Annotated in this window: 12 protein-coding genes; all 12 read right to left on the bottom strand. The window is 59.2% G+C overall.

All coding sequences use genetic code 11. The features are described from left to right. Positions 1 to 24 precede the first annotated feature (24 nt). A complete protein-coding gene (locus tag LCH65_RS05720) occupies positions 25 to 417 on the bottom strand; it encodes a flagellar protein FlaG (RefSeq protein ID WP_003344024.1) in 393 nt (130 codons plus the stop codon). A 72-nt stretch (positions 418 to 489) separates the two neighbouring features. Further along, the gene (locus tag LCH65_RS05715) at positions 490 to 1,338 is read right to left on the bottom strand and encodes a flagellin domain-containing protein (protein ID WP_003370106.1); all 849 of its coding nucleotides are present in this window, start codon (positions 1,336 to 1,338) and stop codon (positions 490 to 492) included. A gap of 328 nt (positions 1,339 to 1,666) precedes the next feature. Further along, the gene (locus LCH65_RS05710) at positions 1,667 to 2,593 is read right to left on the bottom strand and encodes a ketoacyl-ACP synthase III (RefSeq protein WP_054081560.1); all 927 of its coding nucleotides are present in this window, start codon (positions 2,591 to 2,593) and stop codon (positions 1,667 to 1,669) included. Between the two features lie 307 nt (positions 2,594 to 2,900). Next, a complete protein-coding gene (locus LCH65_RS05705; RefSeq protein WP_058416896.1) occupies positions 2,901 to 5,807 on the bottom strand; it encodes a TIGR00180 family glycosyltransferase in 2,907 nt (968 codons plus the stop codon). A 114-nt stretch (positions 5,808 to 5,921) separates the two neighbouring features. Continuing rightward, positions 5,922 to 9,494, bottom strand: a complete 3,573-nt coding sequence (locus tag LCH65_RS05700) for a glycosyltransferase (RefSeq protein ID WP_058416895.1) — start codon at positions 9,492 to 9,494, stop codon at positions 5,922 to 5,924. Between the two features lie 89 nt (positions 9,495 to 9,583). Next, a complete protein-coding gene (locus tag LCH65_RS05695; protein WP_003370095.1) occupies positions 9,584 to 11,176 on the bottom strand; it encodes a flagellar hook-associated protein 3 in 1,593 nt (530 codons plus the stop codon). 13 nt (positions 11,177 to 11,189) lie between these two features. Further along, positions 11,190 to 13,250, bottom strand: a complete 2,061-nt coding sequence (gene flgK, locus LCH65_RS05690; protein WP_003436083.1) for a flagellar hook-associated protein FlgK — start codon at positions 13,248 to 13,250, stop codon at positions 11,190 to 11,192. Between the two features lie 10 nt (positions 13,251 to 13,260). Next, the gene (gene flgJ, locus LCH65_RS05685; protein WP_003436082.1) at positions 13,261 to 14,505 is read right to left on the bottom strand and encodes a flagellar assembly peptidoglycan hydrolase FlgJ; all 1,245 of its coding nucleotides are present in this window, start codon (positions 14,503 to 14,505) and stop codon (positions 13,261 to 13,263) included. Between the two features lie 10 nt (positions 14,506 to 14,515). Next, positions 14,516 to 15,625, bottom strand: coding sequence for a flagellar basal body P-ring protein FlgI (locus LCH65_RS05680; protein ID WP_003436081.1), 1,110 nt, complete (start codon positions 15,623 to 15,625; stop codon positions 14,516 to 14,518). A 13-nt stretch (positions 15,626 to 15,638) separates the two neighbouring features. Continuing rightward, positions 15,639 to 16,352, bottom strand: coding sequence for a flagellar basal body L-ring protein FlgH (gene flgH, locus LCH65_RS05675; RefSeq protein WP_002554309.1), 714 nt, complete (start codon positions 16,350 to 16,352; stop codon positions 15,639 to 15,641). Between the two features lie 84 nt (positions 16,353 to 16,436). Next, complete coding sequence (flgG, locus tag LCH65_RS05670) at positions 16,437 to 17,225, bottom strand: flagellar basal-body rod protein FlgG (RefSeq protein ID WP_003412455.1); 789 nt, start codon at positions 17,223 to 17,225, stop codon at positions 16,437 to 16,439. A gap of 46 nt (positions 17,226 to 17,271) precedes the next feature. Further along, positions 17,272 to 18,012: a flagellar basal body rod protein FlgF gene (locus LCH65_RS05665; RefSeq protein WP_003370079.1), complete on the bottom strand. Its 741-nt coding sequence runs from the start codon at positions 18,010 to 18,012 to the stop codon at positions 17,272 to 17,274. Between the last annotated feature and the right edge of the window lie 73 nt (positions 18,013 to 18,085).

Genomic DNA, 18,085 nt, shown 5'->3' with positions numbered 1-18,085 from the left:
CGACAACACATACCGTACCGGCGATCAGGCCTTGGCGCGGAACAACAAACTGTTCGCATCACTCAGGCTATCGGCCAGCTTCAGGATTTCTGCATTGGGAATCTGTCGTACTACTTCACCGGAATCGCTTGCAATCACTTTGACAATGACTTTGCCAGAATCTTCGTCGATCGAAAACTCGAGATTGCGCTTGACCTCGTGAAAGAACTTCTGGATGTCCTCGGCGGCTGCCTTGACTTTGGCATCGTCCTTGGAATCATCCTTGTGCAGACCGGAGCCTTTACTTTCAGCCGTGGCGGCAACACGCTCGACGGGCGCCTTATCGGCAGGCTTGTCAACGGACGCGTCCGGCACAGGGGCCTGACTCGCCGGTTGAACGGCCGGATAAGTCACGTTCAACTTCACACTCATATCCATGACCATCACCTCAGAAAGTAAAAAAGCGAGAGAGCACCGTTAAGTACTCCCCCGCTAAAACTCACGCTGATATTACTGAAGCAGTTTCAGTACAGCGGATGGCAGCTGGTTAGCCTGAGCCAGAACAGAGGTGGAAGCCTGTTGCAGAGTCTGTTGCTTGGTCAGCTGTGCAGTTTCAGCAGCGAAGTCGGTATCCTGGATACGACCCAGTGCAGCACTGGCGTTTTCGTTGATGTTCTGCAGGTTGGAGATGGTGCTGGTCAGACGGTTTTGTGCAGCACCGAGATCAGAACGCGTGTTGTTGATGGTCTGCAGAGCCGAGTCGATAGCGGCCATTGCAGCAGAGAAGTTGGTCTCTGCAGCAGCACTGTCGGAACCGACGATGGTGATTGCCGAACCGACACCCAGGGTGTTTGCATCAAAGCTGGCGCTCAGAGTCAGAGTGATCTGGTTCGCGGAGCCGGAGTTGGAGCCAACCTGGAAAGTCATGGTGCTGGCAGAACCGTCGATCAGGTTTTTGCCGTTCAGGTTGGTGCTGTTGGCGATACGGGTCAGCTCAGAACTCATCTGGGTGAATTCTTTGTTCAGTGCAACGCGGTCAGTAGCGCTGTTGCTGTCGTTTCGCGACTGAACAGCCAGTTCACGCATACGCTGCAGAATGTTGGTCGACTCTTGCAGCGCGCCTTCAGCGGTCTGAGCAATGGACATACCGTCGTTGGCGTTTTTGATCGCCATGGTCTGACCTTTGATCTGCGAGTTGATCTTGGTGGCGATGTTCAGGCCAGCAGCGTCGTCTTTGGCGCTGTTGATTTTCAGACCGGAAGACAGACGAGTCATCGAGGTCGAAAGGGCGTCGGAAGCGCGACCCAGGTTCTTCTGGACGTTCAACGATGCTACGTTGGTGTTTACTGTTAAAGCCATGATGAATTCCTCGTTGGTTTGGTACTACGTGGCTTCCGGCCCCTGCAAGCGCCGGGTGTGCCTAGAGAACCTTCGTAATAGTTATCGTCGCGATGGCAGGTTGCTTGAGTGTTTTTTTTTAATATTTTGCCATCACCGTGACACCCCTTATAAAACAAGGGTTTGGGGGCATAAACCCGCGAAGCAACAGAGAGAAATTCATGACAGTCAGAAGTGGCGACAGGTGAGCGCGTTGTGCCACGAAGTTAAAAGTGTGACGTGGATCACTATTTAATTTAAAAACGCCTGGGGATTTATCCGCAGGCGTTCTTTGTCAGGCGAAGTAAACTCAGCCTTTATAGATAATTGCAGAGCCCCAGGAAAGCCCCACACCAAAACCACTCAAGGCGACGCGCGTCCATGAAGAGCCGAGCACGTGCTTTTCGATCAGCAGCGGAATGCTGGATGACACGGTATTGCCGGTTTCGACCATGTCCTTGAGAAACTTCTCGGGCTTGTCTTCAAAGCGCCGCGCGACCGCATCGACGATCGCCGCACTGCCCTGGTGAATACAGAAGGCATCGACGTCGTCAGGGGTCAAATCAGACTCGGCCAATAGCTCGTGCAGATGCGCTGGCACTTTCAACAGTGCGAAGTTGAACACCTGGCGACCGTTCATGAAGAAAATGCCGTTGCTGACCTTGAGATGTGGCGCACCGGAACCATCGGTACCGAATTTCGCCTTGCCCAGCTGCCATTCGGCCCCCTCGCCCATCCAGGTGGCCGTCGCAGCATCACCGAACAGCATGGTGGTATTGCGGTCTTCCGGGTCGACAATTTTCGAGTACGGATCGGCAGTGATCAACAGGCCGTTTTTCAAGCCTGCCGCTTCCATGAAGCCCTTGATCGCATAGATGCCGTACACATAGCCGGAACAGCCCAGCGAAATGTCGAATGCAGCAACGTTGGTCGACAGCCCCAGCTTGTCCTGAACGATGGCCGCGGTGTGCGGCAGCCCTTCCTCGTCGCCATTCTGGGTGACGACGATCAGCACATCGATACTTTCGCGCTTGAGCTGCGGGTTATTGGCAAACAGCGTATTGGCTGCCTCAACGCACAGATCCGAGGTTTCCTGGCCGGCGTCTTTGCGCGGCAGAAAGGTGGAGCCGATCTTCCCAAGGATGAATTCTTCATCCTTGCCGAATTTGGCGCCTTGAGCGTAGTTATCGACACCTGCAACAGGCACGTAACTCGCTATGCTTTTAATGCCAATCATCATGGCTTCCCGATGAGTAAACAGGTCATTTTTCGTCCCGATGAAATCGGAGCGCTACCGAATAGGAGTGATTTACGGACATTTTCAGGGCGCTTGGCAGGTTAAAGCAAGTCAGGCGCATGTCGCTCCCTGTAAAACAATACAGTGGAGATGCACGTTATGACCCGCAGGTCACTCCCGTCTGCATGCTTTACGATAATTTGCGTCGAGGGAACAGGCACTTGATCCTTGCCGACGGCTCTCTGCGAGGAAGCCTTCAAGGCAGCGAACCGGCCGCGAAGCAGCCGGTTTTACGAGGGCGGACGACTCAGCCGGCCAGAGTGAAACCCTTGCCGTCGAGATCCAGATTGGCGTTGTAGGCCTCATCCTGTGCGAACTGCGCTGACCACTTGTCCATCAATGCTTCGCGCGCCTGCTGCGGGGCATGCACCACACCGGAATGCACCACCTGCACATGCGGCGTCCATACCGTCAGGTAGCCGGCCTGCGCAGCCTTGAGGCAAAGGTCGACATCGGCAAGCGCTTCGGCGAATAGATCTTCATCCAGACCGCCCACAGCGTTGTACAGCTCCTTGGCAATCATCAGACAGGCCGATGACACGGCAGAGTAGTTCTGCTCGACCACCAGGCGCTGCATGTAGCCGGTGGCGGTCTTCGGCTCGCCGACAAACCCCGAACCCACGCCGCCATTCAGTCCCAGCACCAGACCGGCCTGAGTCACTGCGCCTTCGCCATTCACCAGCTTGGCGCCTACTACGCCCACTTCCGGGCGCTGCGCCTGGTTGAGCAGTGATTCGATCCAGCCGACATTGACGATCTGACTTTCGGCATCCAGCAGGATCAGGTATTCGCCACCGGCTTCCTGGCTGATCAGATTGCGCAGGGCCGCAGGGCTCATGCGCTGTTCGGCACGGAACACCCGCACGCGACCCGACACCTGCTCCTGCCGGTCAAGCCAGGTCGACAGTTCGGCAGAGGTGCTGGCGTTGTCACCGATCAGCACTTCATAACGCTGATAGCGGGTGCGTTGCAGAATGCTTTGCAGGCAGCGCTGCAATTCGGGCAGGTTGTCCTGGCTGTGCAGCAGGATCGAAACCACCGGCCGATGGGCGTGGCGATAATCGATCTTGTAGGTGCCAGGCTGCGCCGAGCTGACTTCCGCCTGATAACCGCGCTTGCCAAGATGGCGCTTGAGCGCTTTCTGTTCGTCCGGATTGTCTTTCAGTTCGGGCGCATCACAGATCAGCAACGGTTCGCTGAGATGGGCCAGACCGCTCATGCCGCCCTGCTCGATCAGACGCAGCAACAGATCGAATTCCAGCGCCTCGGGAAACTCGCGCGAGTAACCACCCGCCTCGACCAGCAACTCACGGCGCACCAGCCAGTGACGAGCCATCAATGCCGGCAGGCTTTGCAGCAGATCAAGGTTGAAGCCGGGACGGAACACCGGGGTCAGTGTGCCATTGGCTTGACGCTGAATCTCGTCCACGGCAACAGCCCGGCATTGCGCCGCATCGATCAGCTCGGCGCTGGCCAGCAGCAGACCGCTGCGGGTGAACTCTTCGCCGGCCCGTGCCAGCATCAGCCAGTCGCTGGGTGACTGCTTGACGACCTGGTTGATCTTGTCGACGTAGTTGCTTTCGGTGACTTTCACAAAGTGCAGGGTATTGTGCAGCGTGGTCACCGCTGGCAATTCCCCGGTGGTGAACACCACCACCCTGAAGGCCTTGTAGTGACTGTTGATCAGGCTGTCGAACGTGGCCTGCAGCTTGAAGACGTCCGCGTCCAGGTCCAGCAGCAAGATACCGATCTGCGACCCGGCCGGTTTGCTGGCGAGCCTGTCGCTGATCTGCTTGAGGGCCTCAGGCGCCGGATCGCGCGAATCGAGCCAGTTGAGCAGTCGACCGGAAGCCATGCCATCGAACAGCCGACCGTTGTCGAAACCGGATGCCGCCTGCAGACGCTGGCTCCAGGCCGAAACCATTTCGATCTGCTTTTCACTGTCCTTGCCTTTGCCGCTGATCAACTCCGCGATCAGGCTCTGCACGACACCCAGGTTAAAAGCGTAGGTTTCGTAGGCATACCACAGGCGGCTGATGCGCGCTTCAGCATCCGGGTTGCTCTGCTCGCGCAACAATTCAGCCTGCTTGAGCAGCACCGCTTCCAGCCCTTCCAGCTGCAAACGACCCGCTGGCATGATGTGGATCAGGAATTCGATTTTGGCCAGCTCATCGAACAACGCCTGGTTGTAGAACGGCATTTCGACAAACTGACGAGGCTCGAACAGCGCGTCCGATTGCTCAAGGCCGACATTCCACACCGCGCTGATGATTTTCTCATCGCCCTGGAAAGCCTGGGTCTTAAGGCATTCGCCCATGACTGCAAGGCCAGCCTGGATCTTTTGCAGGCCCTGTGCGCCTTCGAAGCCCGAGCCTTCGCCGAGCAGCGCGACCAGTTTTTCGGCGAATGCGTCGCGGGCGGCCCTGGCTTTGGGATCAGTGTGTCTGACGGCTGCGGCAATGGCGGTGCCGTGACGTAGCTCGACCTGCTTGCCCGAGGTGAAGTGCAGTGCATAAGGGATTGGCAGGATGCGCAGGCGGGCCGCAGCAACCAGGTAGTTCATGTGGCCGATTTCCTGCCAGTGCGGCTCGGTGTCATCGGCAACCGAGGTGAACCACTGCTGCGCCAGTTCCGTGCGCGTCACTGCGCTGAGCAGCGACAGACTTTCGCTCATGAAACCCAGAACCCGCTCGCCCGCATCATCTGCGGCATAGTCTTCGCAGGTTTTGCGATCGCGGCGGAAATAATCCACCTGGCCGACCTGCGCCTGATAGCTCAGGCTGTAGCCCTGACAGGCACCGTATGTCGGGTTGGCCTCGAGAAAGCTCAGCGCTGCGCGCAGTGCATCAGGCAGCAAAAAACTGTCGACCGGAGCCTGGACCACGAAGGGTGTGGTCACCTGTTTGAGCCCCTCTGCGACCCTGACGCCAAGGCTGGCATTGACCAGCGCGTCACTCTGCAGGTAATGCAAGCCAGCGCTCGCGGCAATTTCCGCATCAGGCTGGGCCGATGCATCGACCACTATCAGGTTGCACGGAAACTCGCTGTAATACTTCAAGGCGCGGCGCAGGAAGTCTGGCTGGTCCCTGGCCATCAACAGCAGGGTCAGACGCTGATTCAAAGCGTTATGTTCATTTCCCGAATGGCTTTGCATGATCTTTCCTTATAACGAATCGATTGCGCCTTCAACCGCAGCGGGCGTTGAAGCAAGAGCGTAGCGTGACCGCGCCGGCAGGCAACCTGCTGGTGCGTGTTCAAACGGATCGGATCAGTCCGGCAACCAGCCGTTGGCCCAATATTGCAGGTTTTCGCCGCGCAACATGAAGTCGCGCAGTACTGTCTCGCGCAACTCGTCACCCATGCGGTAGCTGGCATTGGGGTCGGACAAGTGCATGCGGATTGCCTGCAACCATTCATCCGAGCTGTTGGTGTACACACGGGTCGCTGGCAGATGGCCCCGATACGCTTCGGTGTCGGAACAGATCACCGGGTAGCCGCAGGCGCCGTACTCAAGCAACCTGAGGTTACTTTTGCAGTCATTGAAAATATGGAATTCCAGCGGCGCCAGTGCCAGATCAAGGTTCAGGCTGGCGAGCTTGGCCGGGTAGGTTTTCAGGCTGACCCCCGGATGGAACTCATGGATGTAGGGCTTGAGCAGGTCCGGGCACATGCCGAAGAATACCCACTCGACTTCATCAGCCAGTTCGCGCACCACATCGACAATCAGCTCCAGGTCCCCGCGATGGCTGGTTCCGCCGCCCCAGCCGATACGCGGCTTGTCGGAGCTGCGACGCTGGCTCCTGAGATTGCTCCACAAATGCGTCGCCAGCATGTTCGGCACGACGCGAATATCGCTGTGCATGCCCGACAACGCCTCGGCCAGCGGGTGAGTCGAGACCACCACGCGATCACACAGACCTATGCCCTTGCGCAGCATGGCGCCGATATTGTCCGGCATGTTGCGCTTGTGCTCATTGCGCTCGGGGACATCGGCGATGTAGTCATCGAGCTCGAAAATACGCATGGCATTGGAGTAGTTCTTTGCCAGCTCGATGTCCGGGACCTTGGCTTCTGTGTACCGGCCCTGAAAGACGATGACATCTGGCGACTGGCGCTCGATTTCGACGGGCGTTGCGGTCTCGTAAGTCATACGGCCAACCACCCGCCCGGCCGCCATCAACTCCAGCAGGGGCTGGCTGACCCGGTAGTGACCCACCGCCGAAGAGTTGACCGCCATACCGAAAATGAAAGGCAGATGGCGGGTGCAGAACGGACTCCAGCCCGCCAGCAGACCGGGATCGAGGGTGAACGACAGCGCCTCGTTGAGGTACAGGTTGGGATTGTAGGCCTGATCCCTGGCCATTTTCGGCAGCCACTTCTGAAAGAACGATTTCTGCTCGTCATCGAGCGCCTGGCGAGACGCCTCATTACGTTCAACGGCAGCAGGCTCGGCCAGTACCAGCGATGCATCCGGGGTGCCAACGATCAGGTAACCCTCGCGCCCGACGCGCATGCACAGGTCCAGGTCCTGCAGACCCTGCGTGAAGGTCGCCGCCTCCAGTGCGCCAACAGCGTCGAACACCTCCTTGCGCACCATCAGGCAATTGCCACTGACCGCGCTCCAGTTCTGGGTCAACTGCAGACGCTGCATGTAGCCGCTGGCCCCTGCGGGGAAATTGATGAACGGCCGACCGGCCAGGCCATCCATGCCCATGACCATGCCGGCGTACAGAATATTGCCTTGCGGATTGAGGATGCGTGGACCGACGATCCCGACCTCGGGACGCTGGGCATGGTGGATCAGCCCCTGCAGCCAGTCCGCCTGATGGATCAGGGCATAGGCGCTGAGCATCAGCAGATAATCACCACGCGCCTGACCGGCGGCATGATTCTGGGCGGTTGCTTCGCTGCCAGCCTCGGACAGGGAAACAATCCGCAGCTTGTCGCTGCCCAGCTCACTCATCGCCGTGAACCATGCCCGCGCTTCGGCGCTTTCGCTGGCGTTGTCGACGATCAGGACTTCGTAATTCGGGTAGGTGGTGTTGCTGAGCAGACTGTCTATGCAGCGCTCCAGGGCGCCGAGTTGATCCCTGGCGGTGATGATGATCGAGACCAGAGGCAGCGACGGATGAACGTACTCGATGCGATTGAGCAACGGCAACTGATCGTGATGAATGACGTGCTCTCTGCCGATCCGCGACAGGTGGGCCGCAACCAGAGGTTCGCTGTGCTCGATGACACAAGGCAGTGACAGCCAGTCGGCGAATGCCAGACGCGACTCGACCTGCACTTCGGCGATGTGCTCGATGCTCTGCGGCCCTGCCCCCTCGACCAGACGCCAGATCACATCGTGCGGGGCGAGCTCATCGAAGGCCGGATCGAAACCACCCATGTCCAGCAGATTTCGCCGCTCGAACGCCAGCGTGCGCCCGACATAGGGATAGGCACGCAGCAGATCCAGGTTGAAGCCGGGTTTGAAAATAGGCTCTCTGGACTCGTCCTCAACCAGCGCGCCTTCGTCGCTGTAGACACACAGCAGACCGGGAGTCTGGGCAATACGCTCGGCCAGAATCAGCAGCGCCGGCTGCGTCAGCCGGTCACCGGCGCGCAACAGGTAGACCCAGTCGGCACTCTCTAGCAGTGGCAATACTTCGTTCAACTGCCGAGCCCAGTCCGGCTGTAGAGAAAAACGCAGCACCTGCGGATCGTCAACAATGGCGTTGGTCAGTACCACCACCGAGTCTGCGGCATAGTCCTGTTCGGCCAGGCTGCGCAAGGTGATGTCGAGGGCTTCGGCATCACCCTGCTGATCGATGATCACCGGCACAATACGTGGCTGCCATGCCCAACTCACTATGCGTTGTTCGAGCAGCTTTTTTTGCGGCTCGGAAAACCGGCGGCAGGACAGCCATTCGGCGTACAGTTCGGCATAGCTGTCACTGGCACTGCCGACGCGGCTCATCATCACGCCCTGGCGACCCGCCATCACCCCGTAAAGGCCTACCTCGTCCCACTCGCGCGGCTCTTCGTGCGCGCGGCGCAGAGGCAGAAAACGTACCCAGCCCTGAGCCGGTGCGTCTTCGCCGCTACGCGCCTTGAGCATTTCGTTCAGCCAGCCCCATTCGGTGGTGGCTTTCTGGTACATATCGCCCTGACTGCTGAAGCGCCCCGGGTGCAGGCGTTCGGTACTCTGGATGCTGTGCAGCACAACCAGATTGCCGCGCCGCAGCAGGCAGATGAACAGCGTGAAATCCAGCAGCGCAACGAAGCCCTGCGGCAGCGCAATGGACGGCAGGTATTCCTGCACATCGGCGCGACGCATCATCGCGCCACTGAAACCGCCCAGATAATTGCGCGGCGTGCGCTCGAAAATCGCCAGCATGTCCTCGCCCTTGAACACAGCGTCGTAGGGCACCAGACCAACGTTTTCCATGCGGGCCGGCAGGACATAATCATCGACGTCCACCAGATGGCGTTTGCTGACGACGAGCTGGACATCCTTGTAGGTATCGAGGGTTTGCGCCTGATGCGCAACGCAGTAGTTATAGAGGCGGTCGTCATCGCAGAGAAACTTGATGTATTCGCCGCTCGCCTGCTCCAGACACTTGAGCAGATTGCCCTGAAATCCCAGGCGCTGAGGATTGCGCAGGTAACGGGCCCGGTCGCTGTCGGGAGCTACCAGCTCGTCGAAAATCGCCTTGATCTCGTCGCTACGGCAATCGTCACAGACGATGATTTCGAGATTGTCGTAGACCTGGTCGAGCGCACTTTGCAGCGCTGCGCGGAAGAAGCGCGAATTGAAGGCGGGAATGACAATACTGACGAGGGGGACTGAATTCACTATGACTGACTCGCGAGCGGCTGGGGGCCCTTCAGTCGAGTGGCCCCCCTCACCGCTGAAAAAAGACGGCGGATGCTCAACGTCAGAACTCAAAGCTGACTGAACAGGTTCAACTTGGATAGCATGGTAAACACCTGCTGAGAAGCGTCCAGCATGGTTTTCTGCAATGTCAGGCGGGTGGTCGCCTCGACGATGTCAGCGTTTACGTAAGTACCTTGCTCAGTAGTGTTGTTGCCTTTGAGCAGATCGTTGGTCGTACCTTGGGCGGTTGCCGCCAGCTGACGCGCGCCGCCACTGGAACGTGCCGTAGAAGCTTGTTCGATGGCGCTGCTCATGTTGCCCAGCGCAGAGTTCAGCGCTGCCGTCATATTCTGCGAGGCCACCAGGTTGCCATCGGTGGGCGTCGACAGGGCTTTGATCGCCGCTGTCAGCGTATTGAGAATGTTCTCGGTCTGGTGCGTGCCAGACTCGACGATGAACTGATCACCGGCAGCCGGTGTACCGCTGATATTGAAGTTCACACCGGAGGCGTTGGCCGTCGAGCCGGTCATGGTGCCGCTGGACACTGGCTTGCTGCTGGTGGTCAACGGCGCGGCGTACAGCTCGTAATCGGTCGGGCTGGTGAACTTGAGGATCGCGCCGTCTGTCGGGAAGGTATTGTTGAAAGCAGTCCGGTCCGCAGCGGTATTGCCCACGACAGAGCTGCTGACGGTCGCCGTTGACGTATTGCCGGCGCTGCGCGAGGTGGAAACACTGTCCGGTGTCGACGCCAGTTGATAGCTGCGATTGGCCAGCGCCGCATCTGCGGTAGCGTCCGAGACCCGGTCAGCGGCCGGCAGGTTGACGTTGAGCGTCATTTCCACGCCGCGGAAGGTAAACGTCTGGGCATCGAACGAGCCGTGGGAAAACTTGCCGCCAGTCGAGGTATCGGAACTCACGTCAGTGCCACTGGCATCAGTGATCTTGAATTGCGTACCGCTGAGAAAAGTCAGCGTATAGGGCTCGCCGCCCTGGTAGCTGGAGTTATAGGTCGGAGTGGACGTCACCAGGCCACTGCTGAGGCCGATCTTGCCGTCATCGGTTGCAGGCGAAAGCAGTGTGGCAGACGTACGGGTTGTGTTGACCGACTGCTCGAAGGCCTCGAAACCTGTCGTGTTGCTGGCCATGACCAAACCATCACCTACCGCCAGATTGACGCTGGTCTGGTCGCCCTTGTAGCTATAGGAGCCATCGGCGTTCAGCGAATACGGTGGCGTCGAGGCCTTGGAACCGGAAAATATGTACTGACCGTTAGGGTCCTGGCTGTTCATCAAGCCCAGAATCTGACTCTGGTACTGCTTGAGGGCCGAAGCCTTGGCGAGCCGGTCCGAGTCGGTAAACGCGCCACTGCCTGCCGATACGATCTGCTCCCGCGCAGCCTGCATCGTGTCGATGATGCTGGTCAGCGTGGTCTCGGTGGTCACCGCGTTGGTATTGATCGTGCCGATATTGGTTTCGTACTGGGTCAGCATGGAGTTCTGCTGCGCCAGTTGCAGTACGCGCGCGGCACCTACCGGATCATCGCCTGCGGTATTGAGCTTGATGCCGCTGGAGACCTCTTCGCTGGTCTTGTTCAGGTTCGAATAGTTACGCTGATAATTGGTGTTCGTGGATTCGAAGAACTGGGTAGTCGAGATACGCATGGCTCACGATTCCTTAAAGACTGTTGATCAGCGTGCTGAAAATGGTTTGTGCTGCCTTGATGATCTGCGAAGAGGCGGTGTAGTACTGCTGATACTTGATCAGGTTGGACGCCTCTTCGTCGAGCGATACACCCGAGACCGAGTCGCGTGACGATTTGGCCTGGCTGACAACGGCCGCAGTGGCGGTCACATCGTTCTTGCTCTGGCTCGCCAGCGTACCCACAACCGATACCGTATCTGCATACGAACCGGACAGGCTGGTGCCCACGCCACCGTTGACGACACCGACGGTCTTGGCGGTCTGCAGGCCGACCACTGCCAACGCGTTGCGGTTGTCGGACGAGCCGCCACCGGTCATGCCGATGCTGAACGTGTCATTGGCAACCGGCGAGCCGGAGATGGTCATTTCCAGCTGGAACGCAGTGCTGCTGCTCGGCGTCGTTGTGGTGTCGGTATAGCCGACGTTCAATTTGATCGTGTTGGCCTGGCCCTGGATGATCGAGCCACCAACGGCATTGCCGTTCTGGTCGAGCACCGCCCCGCCACTCGCATTGATCAGGGTGTAACTCTGCACGCCGGTACTGCTGACCGCACCCATCACCAGTTTCATCGGGGTGGAGTCTTTGAGCGCATTGCGCAGGTCAGCGGTCTGAGTGCTGTCGTAGATATCCGACTTGGTGTTCAGCACCGGCTGGGTGAAGCCACCAGTACCGGAGTTGCTGGATCCCGCCGTTGCCGTCAAGGGCGCGGCCGCTGCAATATCCTTGGCGTCGGTCAGAACCACCGAGATCCCCGACGCGCCAGTGCGGGTCGGGATGACCTTGAAACTGTCACCGGCTGCCAGCGTATTGCCGTTGAGGCTCACACTGAAGCCATCGAACTGTTTGGGCGGATTGTCAGCCAGCGAACCGGCACCGACGCTCTCGCCGTTGGGCAGACGACGTACGGTGAAATTCGACGAGTCGCTGAACGTCACTTCATAATCGTTGGCGGTCAGCTTGCTGGTGTCGCCAATGGTGACGTTGAGGTTGCCGGAGCCGACACTGTTGGTGGTTTTGCCGATGCTGCGCTGGGTAATGGCTTCGGCACTGTTGATGCTGGAATACAGGTTCGAACCGAAATTGCCCTTGCTGTCGATGCCCTGGTTCATCTGGCTGTTGACCTGGTCCGACAATACCATCGCGGTACGGCCCAGTTCGTTGGTCGCAGGCACCAGCACTTCGTTGCGGTAACGCAACAGACCACCGATCGAGCCGCCAGTGAGCACTGAGGTCACATCGGTCTGGGTCTGGCCGTAGGCAACCTGCACGTTGTACTGCAACGGATCGGACGGGCTCGGGCTGGCCGACATCTTGTAGGACGTGCCGCCACTGACCAGTGATTGTCCGGTACCGGTATAGATGTCGAAGTTACCGTTGTTCTCGACCACTTTCACACCGACCAGCTCGTTGAGCTGACGAACCGCTTCACTGCGCGAGTCAAGCAGGGTGTTCGGCGTGGCGTTGCCCGCAGACGCTTGTGTGATCTGCTTGTTCAGGCTCGCCAGGGTGGTGGTCAGCTCGTTGACCTGTTTGGTGAAGGTGTTGAGCTGCGTGTTGACGTTATCGTTCTGCGTGGACAACTGCGACGAAACCGAGTTGAAGCGTGCGCTCAACGCGCCAGCCTGGGTCAGGAACGACGAGCGTTCGGCCGACTGCGTGGCGCTGGTGGCGATGCCCTGCATCTTGGTGAAGAAGTCCGCCAATTGCACGGAGATCCCCGTCGCATTGTCTGACAGTAATGTATCGGTCTTGCTGGCCTGACCGGAATAAGCCACTGCATCCGCGCTGAGGGCGGTGCTCGATTGCAATTGGGTGTCCAGATAGCTGTTGTAGATGCGACGTACGTCCGACAGCGTAGTGCCGGTACCGATGTAGCCTACACCCTGACCAAGAGCGATCTGCGCCGAAGCCGTGGTCAGCACCTGCTGACGCGAGTAACCCGCGGTATCCACGTTGGCCGTGTTGTTACCGATGGTGTTGATCGCGGCACTGCTGGCATTGATACCTGAGAGCCCAATTGAAATCAGCGACATGAGTCAAACCTTATAAAGTCGTGGAAGAGCCCGCTGCAGCGGCGTAAGTCTGGTAACTCTTCATCTGCTTCGCAATCTGCGAAATCTTGCTGGCATAGTCCGGGTCAGTGGCGTAACCGGCCTTCTGCAATTCTTTTACAAACTGTTCCGGTTTATCGGCCGAATTGACCACTTCTTTATAGCGGCTGTTGTTCTGCAACAGACTGACCAGGTCGTGGAAGCTGTCGGCGTAGGAATCATAGGAACGGAAATCCGCCGTTTCCTTGACCATCTTGCCGTCGCGGAACTCGCTGGTGATCGCACGCGCTTCGGCACCCTTCCAGCTGCCCGCCGCCTTGATGCCGAACAGGTTGTGACTGCTGCTACCGTCCTGCTGACGCATGATCGATTTGCCCCAACCGGTTTCCAGTGCCGCCTGCGCCACCAGCATGACCGGGTCGACGCCGATACGCGCTGCGGCTTCCTTGGCCAGTGGCAACATGGTTTCGACGAACTGATCGGCGTTGCTGAACGCGCGCTTGGCCGGTGCCAGCGGTGGCTGGGCCATGGAGCGCACGTATTCCGGCGCGGGGGCCAGGTTCGGATCGAGTGTCCAGTCGCCGTTGTTGCCTGAAGTACCGGCTGTCGCACGAGCCGGCACCGGGCTGTTGCTGACGGCTGTGGTGGCAGAAGGCACGATGCCGGCCAGCAGACGATCGGTGAGTTTGGCGGGCAGCGACAGACGACGCGCATTGAGCAGCGCCATGTCGTTGCGCCCTTCTCCGGACGCCGAGGCCGCAGCCGCCGCCTGATCGGCAGCCGCCGAGCGCGTGGCCCACAACGGACGCTGATAGACGCTGGTCGCCAGACCGGTCTTGGCCGGCGCAGCGTCAGTAGCGGCCGTTGCAGCGTCGGTCGTATTGACCGGCGCAGCGTGGTTTATCCCCTTGTCTTTCGACAATTGGCGCATCAGCACGTCCTGCAAACCGATACCGTTGCCACGGGTGGACAGCGTGACCGCCAACTGCTGGTCATACATATCCTGATACTGCCGCGTGGCCGGGGTGTTCATCGGATTGTCCTTGGCCAGCACTTCGTTGGCCGAGCGCATGGCCTTGAGCATCTGGCTGACGAACAGCGACTCGAACTCGCGGGCCACCTTCTTCTGGTTTTCCACACTGTCCTTGTCGCCATGCTTCAGCGACGCCAGACGGTTGACGTCGGTGTAGGCACCCGAATCGACCGCCGACGAAATTCCGCTCTTGGGCATATCCATGCTCGAATCCTCAGATCACGATCAGGTCGGCTTGCAACGCGCCGGCCTGCTTAAGGGCTTCGAGGATGGCCATCAGGTCACCGGGCGCAGCGCCCACCTGATTGACCGCGCGAACGATCTCATCCAGCGTGGTGCCTGGACCGAACTTGAACATCGGGTGCAGTTCCTGCTGGGCGTTAACCCGCGAGCGAGGCACTACCGCCGTCTGTCCGCCGGACAATGCGCCCGGCTGGCTGACGATCGGGTCTTCGGTGATGGTCACGGTCAGGCTGCCGTGGGTGACGGCGGCAGGTGAAACCTTGACGTTCTGGCCGATGACGATGGTGCCGGTCCGCGAATTGATGATGACCTTGGCAGCGGTCTGGCCCGGATCGATTTCCAGGTTTTCCAGAATCGACAGGTAATCCACACGCTGGCTTGGGTCGAGCGGCGCAGTCACGCGCACCGAACCACCGTCCAGCGCCTGAGCGACGCCAGGGCCAAGCATGTCGTTGATCTTGTCCACGACGCGCTTGGCAGTGGTGAAGTCGGAGCGATTCAGGTTCAGCGTCAGGGTGTTGCCCTGGTTGAAGCCGCTCGGTACAGCGCGTTCTACCGACGCACCACCGGGGATTCGACCCGACGACGGAACGTTGACGGTAATCTTCGAGCCGTCACGGCCTTCCGCGTCGAAACCGCCGACCACCAGGTTGCCCTGAGCGATGGCGTAAACGTTGCCGTCGACACCTTTCATCGGTGTCATCAACAGCGCACCACCGCGCAGGCTTTTGGAGTTACCGATCGAGGAAACAGTGATATCGACCGTCTGGCCCGGTTTGGCGAACGCTGGCAAATCTGCGTACACCGCAACCGCCGCGACGTTTTTCAGCTGCACGGTGCCCGAACCCGACGGCACCTTGATGCCGAACTGCGACAGCATGTTGTTGAAGGTCTGCAGGGTGAACGGGGTCTGGGTGGTCTGGTCACCTGTACCGTTGAGACCCACGACCAGACCGTAACCGATCAACTGGTTGGCCCGTACGCCGGAGATGCTTGCGATGTCCTTCAGACGCTCGGCATGCACGCCGAACGCTGTGGACAACAACAAGGTCGCCGCTATCAGTTGCTTGAGCTTGATCATGTCTATCCCGCTATCAGAAAGGGAACAACGGGCTGAGGAAGAACCGGTCGAACCAGCCTGGCTGGCTGGTATCGGCAAAGGCTCCGGTCCCCGAATAGGTAATACGTGCATCGGCGATACGGGTGGACGACACGGTATTATCGGTCGCGATGTCGTCAGCCCGGACCAGGCCGGCAATCCGCACCAGTTCGTCACCGGTATTGAGGGTCATCCACTTCTCGCCACGCACCGCCAGAATGCCGTTGGGCAGCACATCCGCAACCGTCACGGTGACCGAGCCGGTCAGACTGTTGCTCTGTGCGGCCTTGCCATCACCCTTGGTGGTCCGCGCGCCGGTGTAACCAGCGTTCAGGCTCAGGTCGTTACCGCCAATCGGGTTGTTGGTGGTCAGACCCGAACCGAACAGCGAGGTCAGACCAATGCTGTTGGTGCTGTCCTTGGTCATCGCCGAAGTGGCCGCCTTGCTCGCCGCCATACGCTCGGAAAGCGTGATGGTAATGATGTCGCCAATACGGAAGGCCTTGCGGTCGCCGTACAGGTTCTGCTCGAAACCGGCCTGATAGATGGCGCCATTGTTGGCAGCCGCCGACATGGGCGTACGCGGCAACACCGGAGCGTAATAAGGGTCATTGGGCTTGGCCGTCGGCGCAACACAGCCGGACAGCAGGGTGATCCCGCACAATGAAGCGATCAACACTGAAAAACGCGGAACACTAAGGCGGTTCATGACACTTGAAACCTCGCGGTGTAACAGGCGCTTATCAGGCGCCCCATCGGATTGAGCGGTTCTACGAGCAGCGACATCAAGGACTTACAGGTTCTGAGTCAGGTTTTGCAGCATCTGGTCAGCGGTCGAGATCACTTTGGAGTTCATCTCGTAGGCGCGCTGGGTAGTGATCATGTTGACCAGTTCCTCAACGGTGCTGACGTTGGAGTTTTCAAGGGTGTTCTGCAGGGTCGGGCCCAGGCCGTTAAGGCCAGGGGTGCCGATCTGCGGCGCGCCGCTCGAACCGGTTTCCAGGTACAGGTTGCCACCGATGGCCTGCAGGCCGGCGGGGTTGATGAAGTCGGCGGTCTGGATATTGCCGATGATCTGCGGCGTAGCGGTTGCGCCTGCCAGCGTGACGGAAACAGTACCGTCCTGACCGACCGTAAAAGTCTGGGCGTTCTGCGGAACGACGATCGCAGGCTCGAGGGCATAACCGTTGGCCGTGACGATCTGGCCGTTGGCGTCGAGGTGGAACGTACCGTCACGGCTGTAGGCAATGGTGCCGTCCGGCTGGGTCACCTGAAAGAAACCACGACCGTTGACCGCCAGGTCCAGCGGGTTGTTGGTGGTCTGCAGGCTACCGGCAGTGAAGTTCTTCTGCGTGCCGACAATACGCACACCGGTACCCAGTTGCAGGCCGGAAGGCAGTTCGCTGTCCTGAGTGGACTGGGCACCCGGCTGGCGTTTGATCTGATACAGCAGGTCCTGGAACTCGGCCCGGTCACTCTTGAAACCGGTGGTCGAGACGTTCGCCAGGTTGTTGGAGATGGTGGTCAGGTTGGTGTCCTGAGCGGCAAGACCGGTTTTGGCGACGTATAGTGCAGGAAGCATGTGTGTTCTCCTCGAGCGCCGGTTTGTCGGCGCAAGCTGTCATTGATTAGCCAAGTTGCAAGACGCGAGCCATAGACTGATCGTCTTCTTCGGCGGTCTTCATCATCTTGACGTGCAATTCGAATTGACGGGACAAGGCCAGTACCGAGGTCATTTCCTCGACCGCATTGACGTTGCTCGCCTGCAGAAAGCCGGACTCGACCTGAACGGTGGCATCTGCATCGGCAGGCCGGCCGGTCTTGGTGTGGATCAGGCCATCAGGGCCCTTCTCCATGGTCTTCAGGTCAGGCTTGACCAGCTTGATGCGGTCGACCTGCGCCATCACCTGAGGACTCTCGCCCAGCGAACGAATACTGATCGTGCCGTCGGCGCCGATCTCGATCTGCTGCTGAGGCGGCACGGCAATCGGACCGCCGTTGCCCATAACCGGCAAACCACTGCCGTCGCGCAACACGCCCAAGGCATCGATGTTCATGCCGGAACTGCGGGTGTAGGCTTCACCGCCGTCGGGCGTCTGCACTGCGATCCAGCCATCACCCTTGACGGCGATGTCCAGCTCACGACCGGTCTGCACCATCGCACCGGCGGAAAAGTCGGTCCCGGGACGCTCGCTCATGGCGTAGGCTCGCGATGGCATGACCTCGCCAAACACCGGCATGGAGCGGGCCTGTTCCAGGTCCCGCATGAAACCGTTGGTCGAGACGTTTGCCAGGTTGTTGGCATGAGCCTTTTGCGCGATCGCGTTTTCGGATGCACCGCTCATTGCGACGTAAAGCAACTTGTCCACAGTCTTCCTCCTCCGACAGACGCTTGCCGCCTGTAGCTGTTCTGAAAGGGTTAAAGCAATTTTTGAACCAACT

Origin of the sequence: Pseudomonas sp. MWU16-30316, from assembly GCF_020515645.1 — a bacterium.
GTDB classification, from domain to species: domain Bacteria; phylum Pseudomonadota; class Gammaproteobacteria; order Pseudomonadales; family Pseudomonadaceae; genus Aquipseudomonas; species Aquipseudomonas cerasi.
Note: the sequence above shows the minus strand (reverse complement) of the source record. Positions and strands in the feature narration are given on the sequence as shown.

Coding starts and splice junctions, on each gene's coding strand:
- flgH (WP_002554309.1), bottom strand. CDS start 16,352: ATGAACCGCCTTAGTGTTCCGCGTTTTTCAGTGTTGATCGCTTCATTG.
- LCH65_RS05705 (WP_058416896.1), bottom strand. CDS start 5,807: ATGCAAAGCCATTCGGGAAATGAACATAACGCTTTGAATCAGCGTCTG.
- LCH65_RS05680 (WP_003436081.1), bottom strand. CDS start 15,625: ATGATCAAGCTCAAGCAACTGATAGCGGCGACCTTGTTGTTGTCCACA.
- LCH65_RS05720 (WP_003344024.1), bottom strand. CDS start 417: ATGGATATGAGTGTGAAGTTGAACGTGACTTATCCGGCCGTTCAACCG.
- flgK (WP_003436083.1), bottom strand. CDS start 13,250: ATGTCGCTGATTTCAATTGGGCTCTCAGGTATCAATGCCAGCAGTGCC.
- LCH65_RS05715 (WP_003370106.1), bottom strand. CDS start 1,338: ATGGCTTTAACAGTAAACACCAACGTAGCATCGTTGAACGTCCAGAAG.
- LCH65_RS05710 (WP_054081560.1), bottom strand. CDS start 2,593: ATGATTGGCATTAAAAGCATAGCGAGTTACGTGCCTGTTGCAGGTGTC.
- LCH65_RS05695 (WP_003370095.1), bottom strand. CDS start 11,176: ATGCGTATCTCGACTACCCAGTTCTTCGAATCCACGAACACCAATTAT.
- flgG (WP_003412455.1), bottom strand. CDS start 17,225: ATGCTTCCTGCACTATACGTCGCCAAAACCGGTCTTGCCGCTCAGGAC.
- flgJ (WP_003436082.1), bottom strand. CDS start 14,505: ATGGATATGCCCAAGAGCGGAATTTCGTCGGCGGTCGATTCGGGTGCC.